18 protein-coding genes and 1 tRNA gene are annotated in these 23,045 nt (G+C 42.7%); 7 read left to right on the top strand and 12 right to left on the bottom strand.

The genetic code is table 11. The features are described 5' to 3' along the window. Positions 1 to 62: 62 nt before the first annotated feature. The 4 genes from hmgA to MmiEs2_RS02895 all read right to left on the bottom strand — a co-directional run bounded on the left by hmgA (position 63) and on the right by MmiEs2_RS02895 (position 5,921). Positions 63 to 1,307 carry a hydroxymethylglutaryl-CoA reductase (NADPH) gene (hmgA, locus tag MmiEs2_RS02910; protein WP_316559939.1) on the bottom strand — a complete coding sequence of 415 codons (1,245 nt, stop codon included), beginning with the start codon at positions 1,305 to 1,307 and terminating at the stop codon, positions 63 to 65. Between the two features lie 209 nt (positions 1,308 to 1,516). Beyond that, positions 1,517 to 1,882 (bottom strand): DsrE family protein, encoded by a 366-nt coding sequence (locus MmiEs2_RS02905; RefSeq protein WP_316559938.1) that lies wholly within the window; start codon positions 1,880 to 1,882, stop codon positions 1,517 to 1,519. Positions 1,883 to 2,330: 448 nt separating this feature from the next. Next, positions 2,331 to 4,958 carry a valine--tRNA ligase gene (locus MmiEs2_RS02900; RefSeq protein ID WP_316559937.1) on the bottom strand — a complete coding sequence of 876 codons (2,628 nt, stop codon included), beginning with the start codon at positions 4,956 to 4,958 and terminating at the stop codon, positions 2,331 to 2,333. 684 nt (positions 4,959 to 5,642) lie between these two features. Further along, a complete protein-coding gene (locus tag MmiEs2_RS02895; RefSeq protein ID WP_316559936.1) occupies positions 5,643 to 5,921 on the bottom strand; it encodes a hypothetical protein in 279 nt (92 codons plus the stop codon). Positions 5,922 to 6,116: 195 nt separating this feature from the next. Between MmiEs2_RS02895 and MmiEs2_RS02890 the strand changes: the two genes are divergently transcribed. Both MmiEs2_RS02890 and MmiEs2_RS02885 read left to right on the top strand, forming a co-directional pair. Then, positions 6,117 to 6,395 (top strand): hypothetical protein, encoded by a 279-nt coding sequence (locus MmiEs2_RS02890; RefSeq protein ID WP_316559935.1) that lies wholly within the window; start codon positions 6,117 to 6,119, stop codon positions 6,393 to 6,395. 753 nt (positions 6,396 to 7,148) lie between these two features. Further along, entirely contained in the window at positions 7,149 to 7,700 is a 552-nt protein-coding gene (locus MmiEs2_RS02885; protein WP_316559934.1) for a hypothetical protein, read from the top strand. On the opposite strand, the gene uvrC is transcribed toward MmiEs2_RS02885, so the two are convergent. From uvrC to MmiEs2_RS02850, 7 genes are all read right to left on the bottom strand, one after another. After that, positions 7,620 to 9,248: an excinuclease ABC subunit UvrC gene (gene uvrC / locus MmiEs2_RS02880; RefSeq protein ID WP_316559933.1), complete on the bottom strand. Its 1,629-nt coding sequence runs from the start codon at positions 9,246 to 9,248 to the stop codon at positions 7,620 to 7,622. The two genes, MmiEs2_RS02885 and uvrC, sit on opposite strands and share 81 nt — an antisense overlap. A gap of 127 nt (positions 9,249 to 9,375) precedes the next feature. Continuing rightward, positions 9,376 to 9,873: a Mov34/MPN/PAD-1 family protein gene (locus MmiEs2_RS02875; protein ID WP_316559932.1), complete on the bottom strand. Its 498-nt coding sequence runs from the start codon at positions 9,871 to 9,873 to the stop codon at positions 9,376 to 9,378. 105 nt (positions 9,874 to 9,978) lie between these two features. After that, the gene (locus tag MmiEs2_RS02870; protein ID WP_316559931.1) at positions 9,979 to 12,957 is read right to left on the bottom strand and encodes a GLUG motif-containing protein; all 2,979 of its coding nucleotides are present in this window, start codon (positions 12,955 to 12,957) and stop codon (positions 9,979 to 9,981) included. 14 nt (positions 12,958 to 12,971) lie between these two features. Next, the gene (locus MmiEs2_RS02865) at positions 12,972 to 13,181 is read right to left on the bottom strand and encodes a hypothetical protein (RefSeq protein WP_316559930.1); all 210 of its coding nucleotides are present in this window, start codon (positions 13,179 to 13,181) and stop codon (positions 12,972 to 12,974) included. A 188-nt stretch (positions 13,182 to 13,369) separates the two neighbouring features. Continuing rightward, positions 13,370 to 13,461: transfer RNA gene (locus tag MmiEs2_RS02860), tRNA-Arg, on the bottom strand. Positions 13,462 to 13,586: 125 nt separating this feature from the next. After that, positions 13,587 to 15,545: a site-2 protease family protein gene (locus tag MmiEs2_RS02855; RefSeq protein ID WP_316559929.1), complete on the bottom strand. Its 1,959-nt coding sequence runs from the start codon at positions 15,543 to 15,545 to the stop codon at positions 13,587 to 13,589. 242 nt (positions 15,546 to 15,787) lie between these two features. Beyond that, entirely contained in the window at positions 15,788 to 16,351 is a 564-nt protein-coding gene (locus MmiEs2_RS02850; RefSeq protein WP_316559928.1) for an FKBP-type peptidyl-prolyl cis-trans isomerase, read from the bottom strand. Between the two features lie 454 nt (positions 16,352 to 16,805). Between MmiEs2_RS02850 and MmiEs2_RS02845 the strand changes: the two genes are divergently transcribed. Together MmiEs2_RS02845 and MmiEs2_RS02840 are read left to right on the top strand one after the other, a co-directional pair. Then, the gene (locus MmiEs2_RS02845) at positions 16,806 to 17,198 is read left to right on the top strand and encodes a carboxymuconolactone decarboxylase family protein (RefSeq protein ID WP_316559927.1); all 393 of its coding nucleotides are present in this window, start codon (positions 16,806 to 16,808) and stop codon (positions 17,196 to 17,198) included. A gap of 191 nt (positions 17,199 to 17,389) precedes the next feature. Further along, positions 17,390 to 17,542 carry a hypothetical protein gene (locus MmiEs2_RS02840; RefSeq protein ID WP_316559926.1) on the top strand — a complete coding sequence of 51 codons (153 nt, stop codon included), beginning with the start codon at positions 17,390 to 17,392 and terminating at the stop codon, positions 17,540 to 17,542. A 55-nt stretch (positions 17,543 to 17,597) separates the two neighbouring features. On the opposite strand, the gene MmiEs2_RS02835 is transcribed toward MmiEs2_RS02840, so the two are convergent. Then, complete coding sequence (locus MmiEs2_RS02835) at positions 17,598 to 19,178, bottom strand: sulfatase-like hydrolase/transferase (RefSeq protein ID WP_316559925.1); 1,581 nt, start codon at positions 19,176 to 19,178, stop codon at positions 17,598 to 17,600. Positions 19,179 to 19,290: 112 nt separating this feature from the next. On the opposite strand from MmiEs2_RS02835, the gene MmiEs2_RS02830 reads away from it, so the two are divergent. From MmiEs2_RS02830 to MmiEs2_RS02820, 3 genes are all read left to right on the top strand, one after another. After that, positions 19,291 to 20,256: a damage-control phosphatase ARMT1 family protein gene (locus MmiEs2_RS02830; protein ID WP_316559924.1), complete on the top strand. Its 966-nt coding sequence runs from the start codon at positions 19,291 to 19,293 to the stop codon at positions 20,254 to 20,256. 161 nt (positions 20,257 to 20,417) lie between these two features. After that, positions 20,418 to 21,431, top strand: coding sequence for a type II glyceraldehyde-3-phosphate dehydrogenase (locus MmiEs2_RS02825; RefSeq protein ID WP_316559923.1), 1,014 nt, complete (start codon positions 20,418 to 20,420; stop codon positions 21,429 to 21,431). Positions 21,432 to 21,459: 28 nt separating this feature from the next. After that, complete coding sequence (locus MmiEs2_RS02820) at positions 21,460 to 23,010, top strand: replication factor C large subunit (protein WP_316559922.1); 1,551 nt, start codon at positions 21,460 to 21,462, stop codon at positions 23,008 to 23,010. Positions 23,011 to 23,045 lie beyond the last annotated feature (35 nt).

Raw genomic sequence — 23,045 nt, 5'->3', positions numbered from 1 at the left:
CGAAAAAAGTTTGAAAAAAAGTGAAAATCGTTTGAGAAAAAATGAAAAATATTCGGGAGGAATCATCTCCCGAGTTGGGCGTGCGCGCGCGCCAAATGTCCTGCCGCCTGCGCCGCAATAAGCGAGATTTCGCCTGCCAAAACAGCCGCTGTCACGATTTCCGAGAGAGCAAGCGCATTCTCGCCGGGCACCGCGCCTGCGCCGGCCACGCCGAGCAGCTTTAAGCATTCCTGCTGCGTTGCAATGGACGTGCCGCCGCCGACGGTTCCGACTTCAACAGCCGGCATCGTGACGGAACAAATGAGATCGCCGTTGTCGGCCAAATCCATTTCCGTAATACAAAGACTACCTTCAACAACGTGCGCCGGATCCTGACCGCAGGCAAGGAAAACGGCCGCGACGATGTTTGCCGCGTGCGCGTTAAATCCGAGCGCGCCCGCTCTCATTGAGCCGATGAAGTTCTTGCGGTAATTGACATCAAACATGGATTCCGCCGTGCATTTGAGCGTTTCTTCGATAAAAGCCGCCGACAAACGCGCTTCGGCAATCACGGTTTTACCGCGGCCGAGAATCGCGTTAATCGCGGTCGGTTTTTTGTCGGTGCACATGTTTCCGGAAAGCGAAATGCAGGGAACGCCTTTTTCGTCGGCGATGAGCTTTGTAATCGCTTCAGACGCGATTGTAATCATGTTCATGCCCATCGCGTCTTTGGTGTCAAAACCGAGGCGGACGTGGACATTGTTGCCGCTGACAAACGGCTGAGCTTCCAAGAGTTCGCCAAAACGGGAAGTTGCGTCCGCCGCCTTTTTCATTTTGGAAAAAGTTTCGGGAAGCAAAATCCAGTCGTAAAAGTCTTTGGTTTCTTCCAGACTGTTAAATTTAAAAACGGGCGCTCTTGTCATCATATTTTTAAACACGCGGACGGTCACGCCGCCGGATTTCGTAATGATGGAGCAGCCGCGGTTTACGCTTGCCACCAATGCGCCTTCGGTTGTCGCAAGCGGCAAATAATAATCGCCTTTGGCGTAATCGCCATTGATTTTAAGAATTCCCGCAACGCCGAGCGGAATTTGAACGGCGCCGACAAAATTTTCAATATTCTTTTTGGCGACCGCTTCGGTGTCAAACGAATAGGTGGAAACGTGATCCAATTCGACGTTTCTTTGGTTTTCCAAAAACGCGCGGCGAAGCTTGGCCGAGCCGTCTTTATCCAAATGTTCTTCAATTTTGCGTAAATTGATTTCGCCCGAAATCATTTTTTCAAGAAGCGCCTGCTCATCCGCGGTTAATTTTTCAGCTGTTGACATAAATATGGTCTCCGGAAATGATTTTAAAATTAATTCAAGAATTATTACTTAAAAAAACAGATATGAGTTTAAAATATGTATCGGTCTCTTTGCGATTTTGAAATAAATGATTAAACGAAAAATAAAATGAAATAAACAAAAACTGCAATAACCGAAATTAAACGATGAAAACAATTAAAAAAACGAAAAAGAAAAAATGTTTGATTCAATCAAACATACATTATCAACTGGCCTTCTTCCGTGTATTCGATTAAGGTGTTGGTCAGCTCTTTTGTGGTGATGATTTCGGTTCCCGGAATCATTTCATCCGGCATCATGCCGATGATGGATGCCGCGAGTTCGCAGCATTTGATTTTGACGCCGAGATCCAGGCATTCCTGAATCTTTTCGTCATAGTTTTGAGTACCGACTTTATTCTTTTTGGTTAAAATCGCCCCCATCGGGCCCCAAATCAGAATCGTGGCATCAATTCCGCGTTTTCTGTAACAGCGCGCAAAACGCAAGGCATGCTGCGGCGCCGTGCTTTCATACACCATATCGTTGAGTAATATCAAAACTTTTGTAACTTTGGACATGACGGACCTCTCGTCAATGAATAATCATGAAAAACGTTCCAAACTTTATCGGACATGTATTTATAGATAACCCCAAAAACGGCGAAAATGCGTGACAAATTCGATAATAAAATGACAATTAAAAAGAAAACGGGGTTCAGATTTTCGATTCATTTTTTGGAAAAAACAGATTGGGTTTTTCGATTAATTTTTGAAAAACGAATCCTTGTTTTTCAAAAATTAATCGAAAATGGAGCAACACGCGCGCGGCGGCGGCAACACAGAGCGGAAACGGAAAAAGAAAGGTAGCCGTGCCACGCTCGCGAAGCGAGCGGATGTGATAAGAAGCAGATGCAAACAGCAACACAAACAGTAAGGTAGCAGCGGCAAACAAAAACAGCAAGATAACAGTAACAAACACAAAATAAAAAATAGAATAAAAGAAAAATAAAAAAGAAAGTGATTGCGATTATTTCACAATCACGACAACCGCTTCATCGACGTGAAGGATTTCAACTTCACGGCCGGCGGAAACCATTTCTTTCTTAATTTCAATCGCGTCAGCGTCGAGTTCGATTTGTTCGCCGGCGACATCGACAACGACAATTCCTGCTTCTTTCATTTCTTCGGCCGTTTTCGGCGGCAGCGCTTTCAATGCACCGATTACCGCGCCGGCTTTGTCTCTGAACATCGGCCCGAGCATTCCCATGTTGGGTTTGACTTCAACCGGAATATATTCAAATTCGGGCGCGCCTTCAATCAAATCCGTCGGAGAAGTGACCGTATTGGAAATGTCAGCGGCATCAACAGCCGCGTTGTAAATCTCAATCTTTTTCAATGGCGCGTTTAACGCCATCTTGTTATCGGATTTGTAGCAGCGAATCGCGCTTGTAATGCCTTTGATGAGTTCGCCTTTTTCTTCGGCATCTGCCGGAAGACCATCAATCTTTGCCGGCCAGCTTTGCTGATGAACACTTCCCTCACCGACTCTGGAATACATTTCTTCTGCGAGGAACGGCGTAAACGGCGCAAGCAGTTTGGTCAGCGTTGAGACGGCTGTAAAAAGCGTGAAGCGAGCTGCATTCTTGCCATCCGAATCGTCACCGTACAAACGGCCTTTGACGAGCTCAATATAATTGTCGGCCAAAACATCCCAGGCGAAAACACGAATCGCTTTAAAAGCGTCGTCAAATTTGCAGGCTTCCATCGCGCCGGTGACTTCGTCAATCAAGCCGTTCAATTTTGAAATGAGCCAGTTGTCGATTTGTTTCAATTTTGATAAATCAAATGAACCGGCTTCCGCTTTGCCGAATCCGTCCATATTTGAAAGCGAGAAACGATAAATGTTCCACAATTTTTGAATCAATCGGGATGCGGAAACGACATCGTTCCAGCGGAACATGACATCCGATCCGACACTGCCGCCGAGCGCGCCCCATTGGCGGAAAGCGTCCGCGCTGTGTTCGACCAAAACGTCTTCGGGAGAAATGATGTTTCCGAGTGATTTGCTCATCTTGTGACCGTCGGGACCGAGCACCATGCCGTTAATCATGATCGTCTCCCACGGAATCTTGTTTTCAATCGCTTCGGCTCTGAGAATTGAATAGAACGCCCACGTTCGAATAATGTCGTGTCCCTGCGGTCTAAGCTGCGTCGGGAGGCGAAGTTCGTGTTCGCTGTCCCACCCGCTGACATGAAGCGCCGTCAGCGACGAGTCCATCCAGGTGTCAAAAACGTCCGTCTCACCGTGGAAATCGTTTGCGCCGCAAGAGCATGAAACCGGCGGCTTTTCCTGCGTCGGGTCAATCGGAAGCCATTCGTCCTTGGCAATCAAAATCTCATTGCATTTGTTGCAATACCAAACCGGAATCGGTGTTGCGAAAATGCGCTGTCTGGAAATACACCAGTCCCACTCCATCGTGTTCGTCCAGTTTTCAAGGCGGACCTTCATGTATTCGGGAATCCATTCGATTTGGTCGGCGCCGGCGAGAATTTCTTCGGGTTTGACCTTAACGAACCACTGCATTTCGGAAAGAATCTCAATCGGTGTTTTGCAGCGCCAGCAGAGACCGACGTTTTGATCTAAATCCTGCTGTTCGTAAAGGAATCCATCGCATTTCAAATCTTCAATAATGTTGGCTTTGCATTCTGGAATGCTCATTCCGACATACTTGCCGGCGGCAGCCGTCATCTTTCCGTTTCTGTCAATCGCTTTTGTAATTTTCAAATTGTGCGTTTTCGTCCAGCGAATGTCCTGCTTATCACCGAACGTACAAATCATAACGGCGCCGGTTCCGAATTCCGCATCAACATCGACATCGGCGATAATCGGCACTTTCTGTCCGAAAATCGGAACAATAAGCTCTTTTCCGACGAATTTGCCGTATCTTTCGTCTTCGGGATTAACGGCAACGGCTGCGCAGGCGCAAAGAAGTTCGGGACGCGATGTTGCGATGTGAACTTTTTCGTTTGCATCTTCGGCGAGCGTGAAATAAAGGAAATTGAGTTTTGAGACATTTTCCTTGTACTCAACCTCGGCGAGCGCGATTGCGGTTTCGCAGCGCGGGCACCAGTTGACCGGATGCTCTTCATGATAAACATAATTCATTTCATGCATTTTCAAGAATGAGCGCTGTGTTTTTACAAAATAAGACGGCTCCATTGTGATGAATTCGTTGCTCCAGTCGTTTGAAAACCCGAGCCTCTTCATCGTGTCTCTCATTTTGATAATATTTCCGTGCGTCATTTCTTCGCACATTTTTCGGAATTCCGCGCGCGGCACTTGATTCTTTGTGATTTTGTGCGTTTCTTCGACTTTGACTTCCGTCGGCAATCCGTGGCAGTCCCAGCCTTGCGGAAACATCACATTAAATCCGCGCATGCGCTTGTAACGCGCGACAAAATCGATATAACACCAATTGAGAGAGTTGCCGATATGGAAATTTCCCGTCGGGTACGGCGGCGGCGTATCAATAATATATTGCGGTCTTGTGTTGTCAGCCCAGTCAAAATGATACATGGATAAATCCCAAGCGTTCATCCATTTGATTTCGATTTCGGCGGCGTTATATTCTTTCGGAATTTCAGAGCCGGTCATAAAAATAAATCTCCTGTTTCTAAATGTAAATTGATTTTAAGAAATAGGAGTGTAAACATTACTTAGGTTATAAAAAGGTTTTATTTGGGAAGGCTTTGTCCGAAAAGTCCATAATTTAACTCACTTTTCGTGCAGCCTTTATATTTATCGAATAATCCTATATAATTTAAAAATTAGAAGAAATTCGTCATTAAACATTATTTCACATTTCAAGGTTTAAAAATTAAATAATATGGTATTATAAAATCTAGAAGAAGAACCACGACATTTTGAATAAAATAAAATTAATTTTTAGAATATTCCAAAATTTTGGCAAACCATGATTTTCTTGAATTTCCGGAAGAGTAGTTTCTCAAAACAACCGCACTTCTTCGCTTCGGAGGTTCGGAATTGGTCTTTTTTCCTTTTGAAGAAACGAATTCAAACTTTTGTTCCACGTTATCACGTCTCTGATTAAAGATTATAATTATAAAGTAAACAATAAATAATCGTCATAAATGCTGATACAAATGAGATAATAAACAATATAGTAGACCTTCTAATAAATTTTCCGTTCTTATCATTTTCTTCTTTTTTGCATTTTTGTATATCATCAAAGGTATTTACAACCAAAAGACTTGGATCTTCAAATTCTGAAATTATTTCACAAATCGTTTCATTAACTTCATTCGCAGATTGAATCGACTAATACGAATGCCGCCAAAAAGCACGAATTGAAAACAAAAAACTTACACCAAGCGGCAGAAATGTAAAAGCTGAAATTATCAAAACTTGATTTCTTTGAAAACCGCATGCTTTCAGCGAAATAAAAGCCAACAGAGCAACTGTAAAAACAGAAATTGCCATGAGCATTTTTCCGGCTTGATCCAAAAGACTTTGTTCTCTTTTGTCTTCCATCTCATAAGAATAAAGGCTTAGCTCCTTTGTAATTTCAATGATTGAATTTTGAGATAAATCAGACATACATATTCAAAAAAGCTGAAAATAAATAAGAACGCCGAAATTTTCAAAATCGGAATGTTCAAAAAGAATGACACAAAAACAGGCATGGCTTAAACACTAAATAATATGGAAAAGCATTGCATTTTATAATCAGGATTTAGATTTGAATTCAAAAAATTTAAAAACCTTTTTACGAATGATGATTTTTTAGAAATTATGACAAATTACACGCCGGAAGATTTGTTCGAAAAAACAAAAGAGCTTAGCTTGCTCACTTACGGCATTGAAGAAAAAAGAGAGCAAAACCTTTTTGATCAATCCGGAAAAATGCTGACTTCGATTTCGATTATTACGGTGGCGTTGTTGTCATTTATTTCTCTTGAAAAACTCGGATTTGATTCAAATCAAACGATTGCAATTATCGGTATGACGTTCACCCCTTTGATTTTTAGTTTTATTTTTGCAATAATTACTCAATGGCGATATGCTTATTAGAATTTAGGAAGTGCCGGAGAAATTGACAAGGCTTATAATGAAACGGTTGATGAAAGGTCGTCGGAGAATTTGTATTTGGGTTCGTTGAATGACATTCACATTTGCAAAAGAGAAATGAATAACAAAAGAGTAAATTATTTAAGGATGTCACTCATTTTGTTTTTAATCGCAGTTTGTTTGGCTTGCATGGCTGTGATTTATTTTTATTTTGAGAATAAACAAATGATTGGAGGAATTTGAATGCGAAACAAAAAAAGAGATGAAAATTCATTTCCCACGGGAGACAAAACAGCAACGGGAACAGATTATTCTAAAATGAGTCCGCTCGTGAGAATTCAAAATCCGTCTTTGCTTTCTTTATTATTTTCAAAAAACAGAAAATAATAAATTCAATTATTATTTTTAAAAAATCAAATCCGCGTCAAAACAATTTTATCCGACAATGTTTTTGATAAATGATGATCTTCTCCGCAGCGCCCGCATTTGATTAAATCACCGACTTCTTTTTCGATGATATAAATCCAATTACCGCATTTTCTGCATTTTCGGACAAGATTCATGACAACCAAACCTGATAAAATAAACCGCTGCAATTTGAAATAAATAAACATGTAATGATACATAAACCGTATTATTGGAAAGTTAAAAAATCAAATTGGAAATCTAAATAAGAATTATTTCTATTAAAGGTTAATCTTTTGTTTATAGCTTTCGCAGCCGATGATTTAAGTTTTCTTTATTTTTGCCGTTAAGATGTTACGATTTTTTTCGTTTGCTGTCGGCTATCTACCGTTATCGTTTGCTGCCGCTACCTTACCGTTGCCGTTTGCCGTCGCTACCTTACTGTTGCCGTTTGCCGCCGCTACCTTACCGTTACCTTTTGCCGTCGCTACCTTACCGTTACCTTTTGCCGTCGCTACCTTACTGTTGCCGTTTGCTGCTGTTACCTTGCTGTTTACGTTGCCATTTGCATCTGCTTCTTTTAACAGCCGTTCGCTTCGCGAACGTGGCGCTGCTACCTTACCGCTTCCAACTGCCGTCGCCGCGCGCGAGCTGCCCCATTTTTCAAAAAAATTAAATCAAATTAGACCCAAAATTTTTCAAAAAAATGAAATCAAATTCGGCCTAAAATTTTTCAAAAAAATTAAATCAAATTCAATCAGGATTTTTCAAAAAATTAAACAAATCCCAACCCTGTTTTTTAAAATTAAATCAATGCCGGATTCAATCTTTCAATGCTTTTTCTCTCAACTGTCGGTTAAACGTAATCGCGAATCTGTGCGCTTCGTCGCGAATTTCCTGTAAATAAAGCGACGCCTTTTCATTCTTTTTGATTGGAAGCGGGTCGGAAAGACCGGGGACGAAAATTTCTTCTTCGCGTTCGGCAAGGGAAATAACCGGCGTTTTGATGCCGAGTTTCTTGAGAACGGCAACGGCATATGAAAGCTGACCTTTGCCGCCGTCAATTAAAATCAAATCCGGAAGAGGTTTTTCTTCTTCAAGAAGCCGCGTGTAGCGGCGGCTGACAACTTCGGCGATGGAGGCAAAATCGTCAATGCCTTCGACCGTTTTGATTTTGAAACGGCGGTAATTGGATTTATCGGCTTTGCCGTCGCGGAATTGAACCATTGAGGCGACCGTGTGCGTTCCCGACAAGTGCGAAATATCAAAACATTCGATGACGCGCGGCGGTTCGGGGAGCATCAGGCGTTTTCCAAGTTCTTCGACTTTGGAAGTCGCGCTGAAGAAAGCGATTTCAATATTCTTTTCGGCAAGCGCGAGAAGATCTTTTTTATCACCCCGTTTGGGGATTGTGATTTTAACGGTTTTGCCGTGGCGCTGGGACAAGAAATCAATCAAAGACTGACTGATATCGCCGTCAGTCTCCGGAATATGTTTGGGCGCGGCATCTTCCGTTGACGTGTAAATTTCTTCTTCCAAAATTTCGGACGCGTCGGGCAGAATGATTTCTGACGGCGTTTCGTGTCCGGAATAGTATCGGACTAAGAATTCTTCGAGGAAATTCTGATGGTAGGGGAATGAAAACTCTTCTTTGCCAACAAGCGTTCCCTTCACGACATTGAAAACCATAATGTAAATTTTTCCGTCGCGGACGAGATAATTGATAACGTCTTCGTCGTGATTGATTTGGCGCGCGACATGTTGGCGATTGTTCAGGTATTCCAGCGCGTAAATTTGGTCGCGCAGGTCTTTTGCGATTTCAAATTCTTGCTTTTTCGCAAACATTTCCATTTCCGCGCGCAGTTTTTCGGCAAGTTCTGCGGAATTGCCGCGAAGAACGGAATCGGCTTTGTCAATCGCTTTTTTATATTCTTCTTTTGGAATGTTTCCGGTGCAGGGCGCCATACAGTTGCCGATGTGGTAACGCAGGCAGGGGCGCTTTGGCATGTTCCGGCAGGATCTGAGTTTGAATGTGCGTTTCACGACATCTAAAATTTCGTCGCGTTCTTTGGCGGAGACGAATGGGCCGTAGAGTTTGCCTTGCGCAGTCGCCCTCCGAAGAATTCCGATTCGCGGAAAATCATCGCCGCTGATGTGGATAAAAGCGTAGCTCTTGGAATCCTTTAAGTCGATATTGTATTTCGGGTTGTGCTTTTTAATCAGCGTGTTTTCCAGAATCAGCGCTTCCACTTCGTTAGCGGTGACAATGAAATCAACGGAATCAATATTTTTGACCAAAAGGCGTGTTTTCGGGTCAAGGTCGCGTTTTTGAAAATAACTGGAAACACGTTTTTTAAGATTTTTCGCCTTGCCGATATAGATAATTTCATCCTCTTTGTCGCGGTAAATATAACAGCCGCTGGATGTCGGAATAACGGATAAGTCAATCATTTCTGCTCAATAATTATAATTCAAATTTATAAATCAACAGTCAATAAACCAATTCTTCGGCGTTTTATTTATCTTTTTCCTAAAAAATCGTTTTTGTCAAAAAAACATTTTTTTAAGAGAATTTTCATCAAAAACCGTCTTCATCATCAAATCTGCCGTCAATATCATCTTCATCATGACCGTCATCGCCGAATTCATCGTCATCGAATTCGTAATCGACAACTTCAAGCGCCGTCAAATTTCCGCCTTTGTCAAACGCTTTCCAAGATTCGCGCGTGTACGGCTCGCCGACGATAATATTCACTTCGTTGGTTCGGAAAAAGATTAAATCCTGCTCGGACGGTCGAACTGCACCGCTCGGGTGGCTGTGAACGGATCCGGCGTGCGGCATATTCGGCATCATCCACGTTTTAAAACTGACGCTCCGGCTCGTCGAATCGGTTCCGGGAAGATAAATCACGTTGACAATGGTATCGCCGTCCGCTTCCAAAAGCGCGCCGAATTCACGCGGATGAGAAGCTTTGCAGGAAGCTAAAATAAAATCAAGCGTATCAGATGCGATTTTTTGAACAGCCATGTCAATCACGAATTGAATTTGAATCGAATGATACAAAATCAGTTTCATCGGATAAAACACTATTTGCGTTTGTTTTGATAAAAAAATAAAAAAAAGAAATGAAAAACAAAAAAAGAAATGAAAAGACAAAATCATCTTTTCATTCAAAACCGCTTATCTTTTCTTATTCAAGAAAAACGCAACACAGCCGACAACAATAATCAAACCGGTGCCAAGTAAAATATACAACGTCCTGTTAGAACCGCTTTCGTCGGAATAACTCTCGCCGGGCGCATTGTTCGCGTTTTGATCTTCGTTGGCATTCTTGTTTTCACCGCTTTCCGGAACAGGCGTTACGGAAACCGGCACCGGATCTTCTTTCACATTTGGAATTGAAGAAGCCGAATCAACAATTTTTGCCTGACCGAATCCGGAACCACTGCTGCCACGGTTTGTTTTCGGAAGGTAATTAGGGATTCCTTCATAAATTGAAGACAACTGCGGATACGTTTGTCCTTCGGTAATAAACCAGACATAATCCGGACTTTCAGAACTGAATATACTCCAGCTTTGATAAGTTCCGATTTTTTTCATCGCATCTGAAGAAACAGCTGTTCCGTAATTCTGCGGTGTTGCGCCTGTGGCTCCGGCATCAACAGAATCACTTGAGTAAAATGAATCTGTGACAGTTGGTGTTCCATAAGGATAACCAATGATTCCGCCGATATTGGAGCTGCTGTCTGCGCCGCTTCCGAGAGAAACGGTTCCTGCGAAATAACTGGAAGAAATATCACAAATATAAGAGGAACCGGCATAACCTCGACCGACTAATCCGCCGACAAAGCTTTTCGCTTCAATGGCTGCTGTCGAATAGCAATTTGTGATTGTACCTGAGAACTCACCGGCCAACCCGCCGGCATAACTATTTTCAGCAGTCACGTGAACATCATCGGAAACAGAACAGCTTGTAAAGTCGACAGTATCGATCCAACCGACAAGACCACCGGCATAATTATTTTCGGCAGTCACGGAAACATCGCCCGAAACAGAACAACTCATAAAATCAGCATTGTTGTAAACATAACCGACAAGACCGCCGGCAAAATCATAACCGGTAGTTACGGAAACATCGCCCGAAACAGAACAACTCGTAAAATCAGCGGCCTCAACATAACCGACAAGACCGCCGGCATAATCATAACCGGCAGTCACGGAAACATCGCCCGAAACAGAACAACTCATAAAATCAGCATTGTTGTAAACATAACCGACAAGACCGCCGGCATAATCATTTTCGGCAGTCACGGAAACATCGCCCGAAACAGAACAACTCGTAAAATCAGCGACCTCAACATAACCGACAAGACCGCCGGCATAATCATAACCGGCAGTCACGGAAACATCGCCCGAAACAGAGCAATCTTCAAAAGTACCATTGTAAACACAGCCGACAAGACCACCAACACCAAAATATCCTTTAATTTCAAAATTTCCGTTTGTGGTTAATGAACAATTGTTCATTGAAAAGTAATCAGAAGAGCTGACGTTAACATATCCGATTAAAGATCCGATACGATTATAATATGCTGAGCTTGCTTCGTTTGTCAAATTGGATTCAAGAACAATATTGACATTTTGAATTTCGATTATATCGGTTGAGGAAAAATCACCGACAGTTCCGAATAAACCGAATCCGTCGATATTATTACTGTCGCCGTCGAAATTCTTAAAAGTCGTCGTTCCCGTCAAACTTTCAAAAGTGATTGAATATCCCTGACCGTCAAAAGTTCCGAGGAACGGATTGCTTCGGTTGCCGATGGAATTCCATACAGCGTCGGTAATTTCAATATCATCTGTTAAATAATAATCCGCATCCATTGTGTACCAATGATTCGTCATTGTATCATAATCATCGGAGCCGATTTTTTTAAGTTCATCAACCGTTGAGATTGGAATTGCCTGTCTCAAAGAATAAAGCTGAGGATAACCGTTGTTTTCACAAATAAACCAAGTTTTGGAAGGATTGGGAACACTTGAAATATCCCAACTTGAATAAGTTGCAATTTCCTTCATTTCAGCAGAAGTTTTGGCAGTTCCGAGAAGTGTCGGTGTTGCGCCTGTGGTTCCGACATCAACCGAATTATCTTGATAGACACAATCAGAAACAGTTGGTGTACCGTCATAAGAACCAATAATTCCGCCGATTTTTGAACTTGTGCCTGCGCCGCTTCCAAATGAAACAGTTCCTGCGAAATAACTTGATGAAATATCACAAACATAAGATCCACTTCCATATCCGAATCCAATCAACCCGCCGACACCACTTTTTGCTTCAACGGTTGCTGTCGAATAACAATTTGCAATAGTTCCTGCAAAATTACCGACAAGGCCGCCGGCATAAATATTTTTAGCAATCACCGAAACATCGCCGGAAACAGAACAACTTGTAAGATCAGCAGTGGCAGCAAACCCGACAAGACCACCTGCATTATCATATTCGGCAGTCACCGAAACGTCGCCGGAAACAGAACAACTTGTAAGATCAGCAGTGGCAGCAAACCCGACAAGACCGCCGGCATGATTATTTTCGGCAGTCACGGAAACATCGCCCGAAACAGAACAACTCGTAAAATCAGCGGCCTCAACATAACCGACAAGACCGCCGGCATAATCAAAATCGGCAGTCACGGAAACATCGCCCGAAACAGAGCAATCTTCAAAAGTACCATAGTAAACACAGCCGACAAGACCACCAACACCAGAATATCCTTTAATTTCAAAATTGCCGTTTGTGGTTAATGAACAATTGTTCATTGAAAAGTAATCAGAAGAGCTGACGTTAACATATCCGATTAAAGATCCGATACGATTATAATATGCTGAGCTTGCTTCGTTTGTCAAATTGGATTCAAGAACAATATTGACATTTTGAATTTCGATTATATCGGTTGAGGAAAAATCACCGACAGTTCCGAATAAACCGAATCCGTCGATATTATTACTGTCGCCGTCGAAATTCTTAAAAGTCGTCGTTCCCGTCAAACTTTCAAAAGTGATTGAATATCCTTGGCCGTCAAAAGTTCCGACGAACGGATTGCTTCGGTTGCCGATAGAGTTCCATGTATCGTCAGTAATGTCAATATCGTTTATCAAAATGTAATCGCTGTCTAACGGAAACTCAGCATAGTTTCCGTAATGTCAATATCGTTTATCAAAATGTAATCGCTGTCTAACGGAAACTCAGCATAGTTTCCGATTTGTTTCAAATCGCTTGCCGAACCGATTTCAATCGGATCAGCCGCAAGAGCGATTCCGCTCATCAATACAAATGCAATTAAGAGAATTGCAATTAAAGAGAATAATTTTATAATTTTCATAAAAACACCATTTGTGAATTTTTATTAAACCAAATTAAATTTTTCATTAAAACAAAACAACCGGAATAAATGACTTCAATTATTTAATTGAAAGTAAGCATTTAAAAGAATTTGAAAAATATATACTTATTGTAAAACGATTGTAAATTGAAATGTTGAAAAATATTTTGGAAATAAAATAAGAAAAACGGGCCTATTGCGACTCGAACGCAAGTCGACGGATGTCTTCACAACTTGATTGTTTCGAAGTCCGTCAGGATATCCGCTACCCTATAGGCCCTTTTTGAATGAAAAATTCCAGGAATCATAAATAAAATAATGAATCGGGCTCAAAGACGGTGTCTTTGATTTTATAGTTTTTGCAAACGCCCGAAGAATCGGATTGATTCAGCGGATTGCTTGGAATCAGCTGAAAAGACCGATGACGAACGAACTGATGTACGGCCAAATGAACATCAGCAGGAATGACATGAAAATGAATCCCGACAAATATGTGGTAACGACGAAAGACAAGCGAAATGCTCTTTTCGGATTCATTTTGAGTTTTTCAGCGATTTTGACGAAATATGTTCTGAACAAATGGCCGCCGTCAAGCGGAAGCGCCGGCAGGCAATTGAAAAGGCCGACGTAAAAATTCAGCCAGCCGACCCAGTAAAGCAAATTTGCGATCCAAAAGATACCGATTCCGAGCGGTTCGGCCCATCCGACCGGCTCAAAGAATTGCATCATTGAACCCGAAAAGCCGCCGAATCCTTCGCCGAGAATGCTTAAAAACGGCATCATCATGACAAAAAGCCAAGCCGACAAAATCATCATCACGGATTCTTTCGGCGCGGAAAAGTCAAATGAATAAAGCAACGTCGGAAGCGTCTTTAAAAATTCAAGATAGCCGCCGGCGTTAAACTCGCCGACCGAAATTCCCAAAAGACCGATGTAAAGCGGGCCGGCGGAATAATAAATGCCGATGTATGCTTTGGATTCGTTTCCGGGTGTCTCGCCAAGTGTTACGGTGATGTCGCGAACGCCGGTTTCGGCACCGTCGCCGTCATATTCTGTGATCGTAAAAACAACGGTGTCACCTGGATTTTTCTCAGACATTGTCGCCGAGAAATATTCCGCGTCGGAAACATAATCGCCGTCGATTTTAAAAATCAGAGAATTCGGCAGAAGCCCTGCGTTTTCCGCCGGAGATCCGGAAGTCACCGATGAAATCAGAATACCTGCGTAATTGACATTTTCGGCCGTCGAATCCGTCACAATCGTATAATTTTCAATCACCCGATCGTAAGATGCCTGAACCGTCACGGAATCGCCGGGAGATACGCCGGCCAATGCTTGATTAACGGTTTCAATGTCCGACACGTTTTGACCATTAATGCCGACTAAAACCATTTCTTTTGTGAGTCCGGATGAAACGGAAAAGTCGCCGGAATCCGTAATTTGAAGACTGCCGATTGGTGCCATCGCGCCGATAACCGGTCCGAAAAACAACATCGCTGCGATAAAAGCGACAACAAAGTTGGACATGACACCGGCTGCCAAGATGCGCGAGCGCTGCGTTTTGGTTGCCGCTTTCGGCTTGTCGGCAGATTCCGTTTGCGCGGCAACTGCTTGGTTACCCATTGTTTGGCTGCCAATCGTTTGGCTGCTGATCGTTTGACTGTCGGCTGACTCGCCGACGCTTGCGGTTTGAGTTTCCGCAGGCATTGACTCGTACGCTGCCTGTTCTTTTTCCAGTCGCTCATGTTCGCGGATTTCTTCAATGGTTGCCGTCAAATCATCAAAATCGGATTCGGAATCTGCCTCGGGCTCGTCTAAAAGTTCAAATTCTTCGCCGTAAAGCTGCTGATCGTCAATTTTTGCGAAACCGCCGATCGGAAACAGCGCGACGATTAAGCCGACGGAATGAACGCGGACATCTTCGACGCGCGCGAGCACCGAATGCATCATTTCATGAATGAAGACGGCGACAATCAAAGCGATAAAACCCCAAACGAGCGGAATAAATTGATTCACGCCGGGAATCAGGAAAATGTTTTGAATTTCCGTGTATTCGTTCGGCTCAATCACTGTTCTGTCCATCATTGACTGAAGCAAAGAAATGTCTGAAAAAACAACCAGACCGAACATGAAAATCATGCCGGCGAACATCAAAACAATGCCGACATTTGCAAACAAGCGCCAAAATCGTTTTGGGAGCGCGATTTTATCCAATAAATGAAGACCTTTGGTTGTCTCAATCATTAAAATCGGCCCGGTCGCCGATATATTGTATTTGGCTAAAATACCTCTTTTCTTTAGCAGGTAAACGATTACCCAATAAACGAGAAAGGCAAGAATCAAAAGTTGTGTTGTTGTCTGCAAATAAATCACCGAAGAATTATCAAAAATTCGAATTGATAAAAAATTCAACGTATGTAATCAATAAAATTCAATGCTTTTGATAAATACGGATGTGTATTAAATGATTTTGTTTTCGCTGAATAAAGAAATAAGAAAAACATCAAAATAAAAAATCGAAAAAAACATTTAGAACGAAAATAAAATACAAAAAAGGAATCGGAAAGAATTCCGATTCATTAAAAATTAAATTTAAAGATTCAAGATTAGTGGCTGCCGATTTCGCCTTTCTTAATATTAACAATGGTAATTTCAAAGACCAATGTTTTGCCGGCGGTATCGGGGTTTAAGTCGATAACGACACCTGAATCCGTAACGTTTGTAACGACACCGACAACGGTGAGACCGGTGACTGTGTACATGGGAACCTGCGTTCCGACTTCAGGGACGGTACCAAGCGCTGCGAGAACTTCGTCCATACTGTATGTGATAACAAGGTCAGGATTGTATTGGTATGCGTCTTCCGGCGGAATTGTCACGGTCTTGGTTTCGTGCGCTTTCATGCCGTGAACCGCGTTTTCAAATCCGGGAATAACTTCGTGATTTCCCATAACAAATGTCAAGGGTGCTTTGCCGTTTTCGCCCTGATTGGAATCAAAAACAGTACCGTTTTCATATTTACCGATGTAGTGAACGGAAACGGTGTCACCGTCGGTAGCTTCAACAACAGTCGGTCCGGGGTAAAGGACGACTGAAATAAGTGCGAAAATCAAAAGGACGGCAAATAATCCGCCTACGATCGCCAACATTGGATTTACTTTTTTTGCCATATGTATAACCCGAGAGTATGAATTTTCATGATTTTGGTTTGAAATCATGAATGAATTTAATATGAATCTATGAAATCATGAGTAATAAACATGATAAATCAAAACCGCCGTCAAAAACGATGATTTTGAGAATAATTACAGAAACCGAAATAAGATAAACAAATTTCAGAAAAATCTGGTTCTTGCAGCCGTTATGTAAACGGTAACAGGTAATCAGTTGTTTATGAAAAGAATCCTTTATTTAAAAAAGTTACCTTCGAAAAGAATATTTTTCGCTGTATCAAACGGTTTTAAGCATCGGAATATATAAATAAAAACGAAATTATTTATCAGTGTATAATTATAAAATTCGAAAAACGAAATCAGAATTTTAAATCATACAAACTATACAAATCATGTAAATTAACAGACATGTAATTAAAAATGAATGAATGCAACTGAGAGAGGGCAAAAAATGGAAAAGCAATCCGGAAAAGAAATTGTGCACAGCATCGGCGAGAAAATGGGATTTACGCCGCATGTTCTTGAAACATTAGCTGCGATCGATGATGATTTTGTCAAAACGTACGGCCGCTGTGATGGCAGATTGTTGTCTGACGGCGTTCTCCCGGCGAAAACAAAGATTTTAATGGCGCTTGCGGTTGTCGCGTCCAAGCAATGCGAATCTTGCGTGATGTCTCAAATGAGAAGCGCAATCCATAACGGCGCAACCAAAGAAGAAATCATGGAAACGATGGAAGTCATTTCCATTACATCCGGCGCGCCTGCCGTTGCCGCTTGCCGCGAAGCATTGAAAGTGTTGATCTTGGAAGGCAACACTGCCGGCGGCAACCCGCAAAGAGATTAATTCGGTTTATATATTCAAAAAATGAAATCATTTCATTTTTTCGTTTTCATTTTTTAATGCAAATTTACGGTTTGTTTTTTTCTTATTTTGGATTTGAACTTTGCTGTTTCTATTATTCTTATTGTTTGTGTTTGCTGTCGCTACCTTGCCGCTTATGTTTGCTATTGCTACCTTGCTGTTTGCATTTCTGCTTGCATCTGCTCATTCTAAGTGCAGCCGTTCGCTTCGCGAACGTGGTGCTGCTACCTTACCGTTTCCGTTTGCTGCTGTCACCTACAGTTTGCGCTGCGCCTGCCGCGTCGGCCGCCGCGCGCGAGCCGTTCCATTTTTCAAAAATTAATTGAAAAATCCACCCGATTTTTCAAAAAATAATCGAAACCGGTCCTTGGTTTTCAAAAATTATTCTTTGGAAAAACCTTCCTTTTTGTACAGATAATAAATGCCGCCGATTCCGATGATATTAATAATCGCGATCAACAGGAAATAAATTGGTTTCTTGAACGGTAAAAATCCGGAATCGGAGTCGGAATTTGAATTTTGCCCGGATTTGAAATCCGGCAGAATCGAGGCGGCTGGTTTCGTTAAATAATCGGACAAATCAATCGTCGTGTCGGCGAAAATTTGAAAACGAAGTTCCGATTGCACGTATTTTGTTTTTGAATCGGCCGCCTCCCATTTTAATAAATAACTGCCGGGCGTTAAACCGGCGATTGAATAACCGGAAAAACCGCCGTTTCGGTCAAAGCCGAGCGAATTAAAAACAGATTCTTCACCGTCACCCGTTAATTTAAACAACTGAACCTGAACCGAATCCTGCGCTTGGATGTACAATGCCGGGTTTTCCTTTGCCGGCAGAATATTTCCTTTTGAAAAGCGCGGTTGTGCCGGAATATTAAAAAGAGACATCAGCGTCGGAACGACATCTTCCTGAGACGTTTCCGAATAATAAACGCTTTTTTGAATCGAATTGCCGTAAATGATGAACGGAATGTTCAGCGTTTCTTTTACTTTGGAATATTTCGTAGAACTGTGGCCGCCGCCTTTTTTATCCTGACTTTCAAAAGACATACCGTGATCCGACGAAAGTAAAAAGAAAATGTTATTGCGGCGGCATTTTTCAAATAATTTTTTCAAATCAGAATCCAGTTTTTCAACAACGTCCAAATAAGCGTAGTAGCCGCGGTAATGGCCTGTCGAATCAACCGCACCGACGCTGACAACGAGAATGAATTTCTGACCGGGATATTTTTCCATCACGGACAGCACTTCGTAAGCCGTATCCAAGCCCCAGCGATTGTATCCGGCATATCTTTCGCCGGTATCTTTAGAATCGGTGTAAGAAGACGCGCGGCTTTTCTGAGATTCAAAAACGGAAACGATGTCATTGATTATTTTTTGATTTGACCCGTCAAACGAATTGGTTTGAATCGTAAAATCCATGTTGTTGACCGAATTCGTTTTATCATAAATAATGACATCGAATTTGCCGCGCATAGATTCAAAATCGCCGCGCTGCATGATGCCGATGCAAAGAAAATCTTCCTGGCGCAAAATATCCATAATCGTTGAATCTGAATAGCCGACCATTACGGAATCCGCCGCCGGATTTCCGGTTACCAGAACGGAATGCCCTTTTTCGGTCACCGGAACAGGAACTTTCATTTCGGATATTCGAAACCCGCCGTTCCAAATTTCGGATAAAACGGGAACGGCCGCTTTTTGAACAGATTCATTCGAAAGCGTTTCACCTTTTAATTCCGGAAACAAATAATAAGAACCGAGACCGTCAACGATTAAAAAAACAGCGCCGTCGGGGGTGGAATTGTATTCGCTTAAATCCGTGTAAAACACACCGTCCGAAACAGCCGCAGCGGGACAAACACCGGAAAACAAAAAGAATGCCGATAATGTCAATAAAAGAAAAACGGACGGATTAAACTGAGCAGATAAATTGAATGGAGTGATTTTTGCAGATGTCATAAGTTTGAAAAACTGTTTGAAACATAATTAACTGCCGAAATTTTCAAAAAGGGAAACTATAAATAAGTATAAATAAGCAGGAAGTGAATTTTTTATCAAAGGACTGTCACTCATGAAAATCAATCCCAGATGCACTTATTGTTTGTTATCGCGCGTTCATTACCAATCCGATTTGGTAACGGACGACGCGAATTTGATTCACCGTGTCATGAAAGAATGTATTTCGACGCTGAACGACGAATACGACCCGTCTCGAACATCAACGCATATCGGAACCGCAGTTCACCGCCGCTGTTTTGAAGTTCTCGGAAATCATGACCCGTACAAAGAAGTCAAAAACATCAACAATCAAACCGCTTTGGAGCTTTTGCCGGCAATTCAAAAGATGATTTACGGTGAAAACGAAAACGGAGAAGCGCACACGATTGAAAACAGTTCGCAGCCGCTTGAAGAAAGTTTTGAAAAAGCTATGCTTGCCGCCGTCATCGGGAATTATTTTGATTTCGGTGTCATGGGACTCGATGCATCAGACGATGATTTTAAACTGAAATTCAAATCCTACTTTGAAAAAGGCCTCGATGTCAACGATACAAAAGAAATGATGAAAATGCTTCAAAATGTCGTTTACATAACGGACAACTGCGGCGAAATCGTGTACGATCGCGAAGCTTTAAAAGTAATTCGCCATATTCAGCGACTCAATTATGAGACAGAAAAAACGGCAAATCCCGAAACGAATGCACCGGAATTGATTTTGGTTGTCAGAGGCGCGCCGATTTTAACGGACGCAACGTTGGAAGACGTTGAAAAACTCGGAATGGAAAACGCAGCCGACAAAGTTTTGACAACGGGAACAAATGCTGTCGGTGTCATTTTAGAAGAAGCGCCGCCCGAAACCGTCAAAGCGATGGAAAACGCGACGCTTATCATCAGCAAAGGCATGGCGAATTTTGAAAGTTTGTCGGACGAAAAATCCGTGCGGCCGATCGCGTATTTGCTGCGGACAAAATGCGAATCGGTTTCCGAAGCGCTGGGCGTTGAGCTTGGAAAATCCGTCGCGAAACTGGAAAGGAACTAAAAACAAGGAAACGGAATGCGAAACAGACTTAAAGATTGTTAGAAATTTTCTCAACAAATCATTTAAATAACCAGTTTGCCTTGTCTTTTCAAATTGTATTTTTATTTTTTATTTGACTTATTTTTGATTATTCTTTAAATTATAAACAGGTACAGATGGACATGTCTAAAGTTAAAGTTGCTATTAACGGGTACGGTACAATCGGAAAACGCGTTGCGGATGCTGTTGCGCTCCAAGATGATATGGAAATAATCGGAATTTCAAAAACGCGCCCGAACTTTGAAGCCAAAACGGCCGCAATGAAAGGATATGACATTTACACGCCGGCCGATAAAATCGATTCGTTTAAAAAGGACGGATATACGATTGCAGGCTCCGTCGAAGACATGATCAAAGCTGCCGACATCGTTGTGGACTGTACGCCCGGAAAAGTCGGCGTCTCCAACAAAGCGCTTTACGAAAAAGAAGGCGTCAAAGCCATTTGGCAGGGCGGCGAAAGCAAAGACATCGCGCCGATTTCATTCAATTCAGAAGCCAATTACGCCGACGCGCTCGGCGCGGATTATGTTCGCGTCGTTTCATGCAACACAACCGGCCTCTGCCGCGTGATTTATCCGCTTGACCAAAAATACGGCGTTGAAAAAGTCCGCGTCACGATTGTCAGAAGAGGCGGCGATCCGGGCGACATTAAAAGCGGCCCGATTGACGCGCTCGTCCTTGATCCGATCAAATTGCCGTCACACCACGGCCCGGACGTCAAAACCATCATGCCTCACATCAATATTACATCCGCGGCGATGAAAGCGCCGACTTCTTTTATGCACCTTCATGTGCTCAACATTCAACTCAAAAACGAATGCACTGCCGATGAAGTGAAAAATCTGTTCGCGACGCGCCCGCGCATTCAAATGATTGCGGACGGCATTTCCGCAACGGCGCAAATTATCGAATACGGCCGCGACTTGGGAAGACCGAGAAACGACATGTGGGAAAACTGCGTCTTTAAAGAATCCGTCTCGGTTGACGACGGCGAACTTTACTTCTTCCAGGCGATTCACCAGGAATCGGATGTCATTCCCGAAAATGTCGACGCGATCCGCGCTATGATGTCGCTTGAAAAAGACAATTTGAAATCGATTGAAAAGACAAACAAATCGATGGGAATCGGCATTTAAAATTAAATTGTAATTGTCGGCTGTAAACATGTCCGCTGAAATTTCGATTCAAACCGATTGGGCTGAAAAATACCGCCCGAAAACGTTTAAAGACTTAATCGGCAACAAAAAAGCAATTCATGAGCTTCGCTTGTGGGCGGAAGAGTGGGAAAGAGGCGTTCCTGAAAAGAAAGCCGTCATTCTCTACGGCGCGGCAGGCATCGGAAAAACATCTTCCGCAGCGGTTTTGGCGGCGGAAATGGGATGGGAATATGTTGAAATGAACGCCGGCGATCAAAGAACGGCGGACGTGATTGAGCGCATTGCAGGCGCGGCCTCTAAAACGACGACGCTTTTCAGCCACGAAACAGATGCGGGCGGGAATAAATCTTCCGGGAAACGTTTGATTGTTTTAGACGAAGCGGACAATCTGCACGGCACTTACGATAAGGGCGGCAGCAAAGCAATCGCGGACGTAATTGATAAAACGACGCAGCCGATATTGTTAATTGCGAATGACATTTACGGCATGACGCAAACGATTCGCGCGAAGTCTTTGGAAATTGAATATTCCAAGATTCAAACGCGGTCTTTGGTTCCTGTTTTAACAAAAATTTGTCAAACGGAAGGCATAACGGCAACCGAAAACGCGGTTTTGAAAATCGCGGAAAATGCCGGCGGCGATTTAAGAAGCGCAATTAATGATTTGCAGGCGGTAACAGTTGGCAAAACGGAAATCGCGGAAGACGATATTGTTGTCTCGGGAAGAGACGTAAAAGAAACGATTTTTAAGGCGCTTGTGAAGGTTTTCAAAGGACATCACAGATCGGAAGCGTTGGACGCTGTCAAAACGCTTGACGAAACACCGGATGATTTAATTATGTGGGTGGATGAAAACCTGCCGATTCAGTTTCCGAACAGAGACGGCAGCGGAAAAGACATCGGCGGCACAAATCCAGATGTTGCGAACGGATATAAGGTTCTTTCAAAAGCAGATTTATACCTCGGGCGCGTGCGCCGCCGTCAAACGTATCGGATGTGGCGTTACGCGAGTTTTCTGACAACTATCGGCCCGATGTCGGTTCGCTCAAAGGAATATTCAGGTTTTATCAAATACAGTTCGCCGACAAGATGGAAAAGGCTGGGACAATCGCGCTCCGTTCGGAATATGCGCGACAACATCGCCGTTAAGATTTCGGCGCGCCACAGAAAATCTATGCGCGTTTCCCGAAATGAAATGATTCCGTATTACCGCCGTTTAATGGAAAATGAAGATTATGCCGTCGCGCTTGCCGGCGAATCCGATTTTGATATGGACGAGCTTGTTTATATGCTCAAAGCGAAATCCGCGACAAAAAAAGTGCAGTCGGTTTACGAAAAATCAAGATTTATCGCCGACGCGAAACGTCCCGCCGAAACGGAATTTTTCAAAACGCCTGAATCGGAAAAAAGAAGCACGGCGGCATCTGCCGATAAAAACCAGCTGACGCTTGAAGATATCGCCAAGAAAAGCGAAGAAAAGAAAGCGGAAGAAGTAAAAGACGAAAAAGCGGCGGAAGAGAAAACGAAAAATCAGAAGAGTTTAGCAGATTTCTTCTGATTTCTTTTTTAAATTTTTTTGAAAAACGGATATTA

The organism is Methanimicrococcus stummii, assembly GCF_032594435.1.
Taxonomy (GTDB): domain Archaea; phylum Halobacteriota; class Methanosarcinia; order Methanosarcinales; family Methanosarcinaceae; genus Methanimicrococcus; species Methanimicrococcus stummii.
This window is presented reverse-complemented; position numbering and strand designations above follow the sequence as displayed.

Coding starts and splice junctions, on each gene's coding strand:
- hmgA (WP_316559939.1), bottom strand. CDS start 1,307: ATGTCAACAGCTGAAAAATTAACCGCGGATGAGCAGGCGCTTCTTGAA.
- MmiEs2_RS02905 (WP_316559938.1), bottom strand. CDS start 1,882: ATGTCCAAAGTTACAAAAGTTTTGATATTACTCAACGATATGGTGTAT.
- MmiEs2_RS02900 (WP_316559937.1), bottom strand. CDS start 4,958: ATGACCGGCTCTGAAATTCCGAAAGAATATAACGCCGCCGAAATCGAA.
- MmiEs2_RS02895 (WP_316559936.1), bottom strand. CDS start 5,921: ATGTCTGATTTATCTCAAAATTCAATCATTGAAATTACAAAGGAGCTA.
- MmiEs2_RS02890 (WP_316559935.1), top strand. CDS start 6,117: ATGACAAATTACACGCCGGAAGATTTGTTCGAAAAAACAAAAGAGCTT.
- MmiEs2_RS02885 (WP_316559934.1), top strand. CDS start 7,149: ATGTTACGATTTTTTTCGTTTGCTGTCGGCTATCTACCGTTATCGTTT.
- uvrC (WP_316559933.1), bottom strand. CDS start 9,248: ATGATTGACTTATCCGTTATTCCGACATCCAGCGGCTGTTATATTTAC.
- MmiEs2_RS02875 (WP_316559932.1), bottom strand. CDS start 9,873: ATGAAACTGATTTTGTATCATTCGATTCAAATTCAATTCGTGATTGAC.
- MmiEs2_RS02865 (WP_316559930.1), bottom strand. CDS start 13,181: ATGAAAATTATAAAATTATTCTCTTTAATTGCAATTCTCTTAATTGCA.
- MmiEs2_RS02850 (WP_316559928.1), bottom strand. CDS start 16,351: ATGGCAAAAAAAGTAAATCCAATGTTGGCGATCGTAGGCGGATTATTT.
- MmiEs2_RS02845 (WP_316559927.1), top strand. CDS start 16,806: ATGGAAAAGCAATCCGGAAAAGAAATTGTGCACAGCATCGGCGAGAAA.
- MmiEs2_RS02835 (WP_316559925.1), bottom strand. CDS start 19,178: ATGACATCTGCAAAAATCACTCCATTCAATTTATCTGCTCAGTTTAAT.
- MmiEs2_RS02830 (WP_316559924.1), top strand. CDS start 19,291: ATGAAAATCAATCCCAGATGCACTTATTGTTTGTTATCGCGCGTTCAT.
- MmiEs2_RS02825 (WP_316559923.1), top strand. CDS start 20,418: ATGTCTAAAGTTAAAGTTGCTATTAACGGGTACGGTACAATCGGAAAA.
- MmiEs2_RS02820 (WP_316559922.1), top strand. CDS start 21,460: ATGTCCGCTGAAATTTCGATTCAAACCGATTGGGCTGAAAAATACCGC.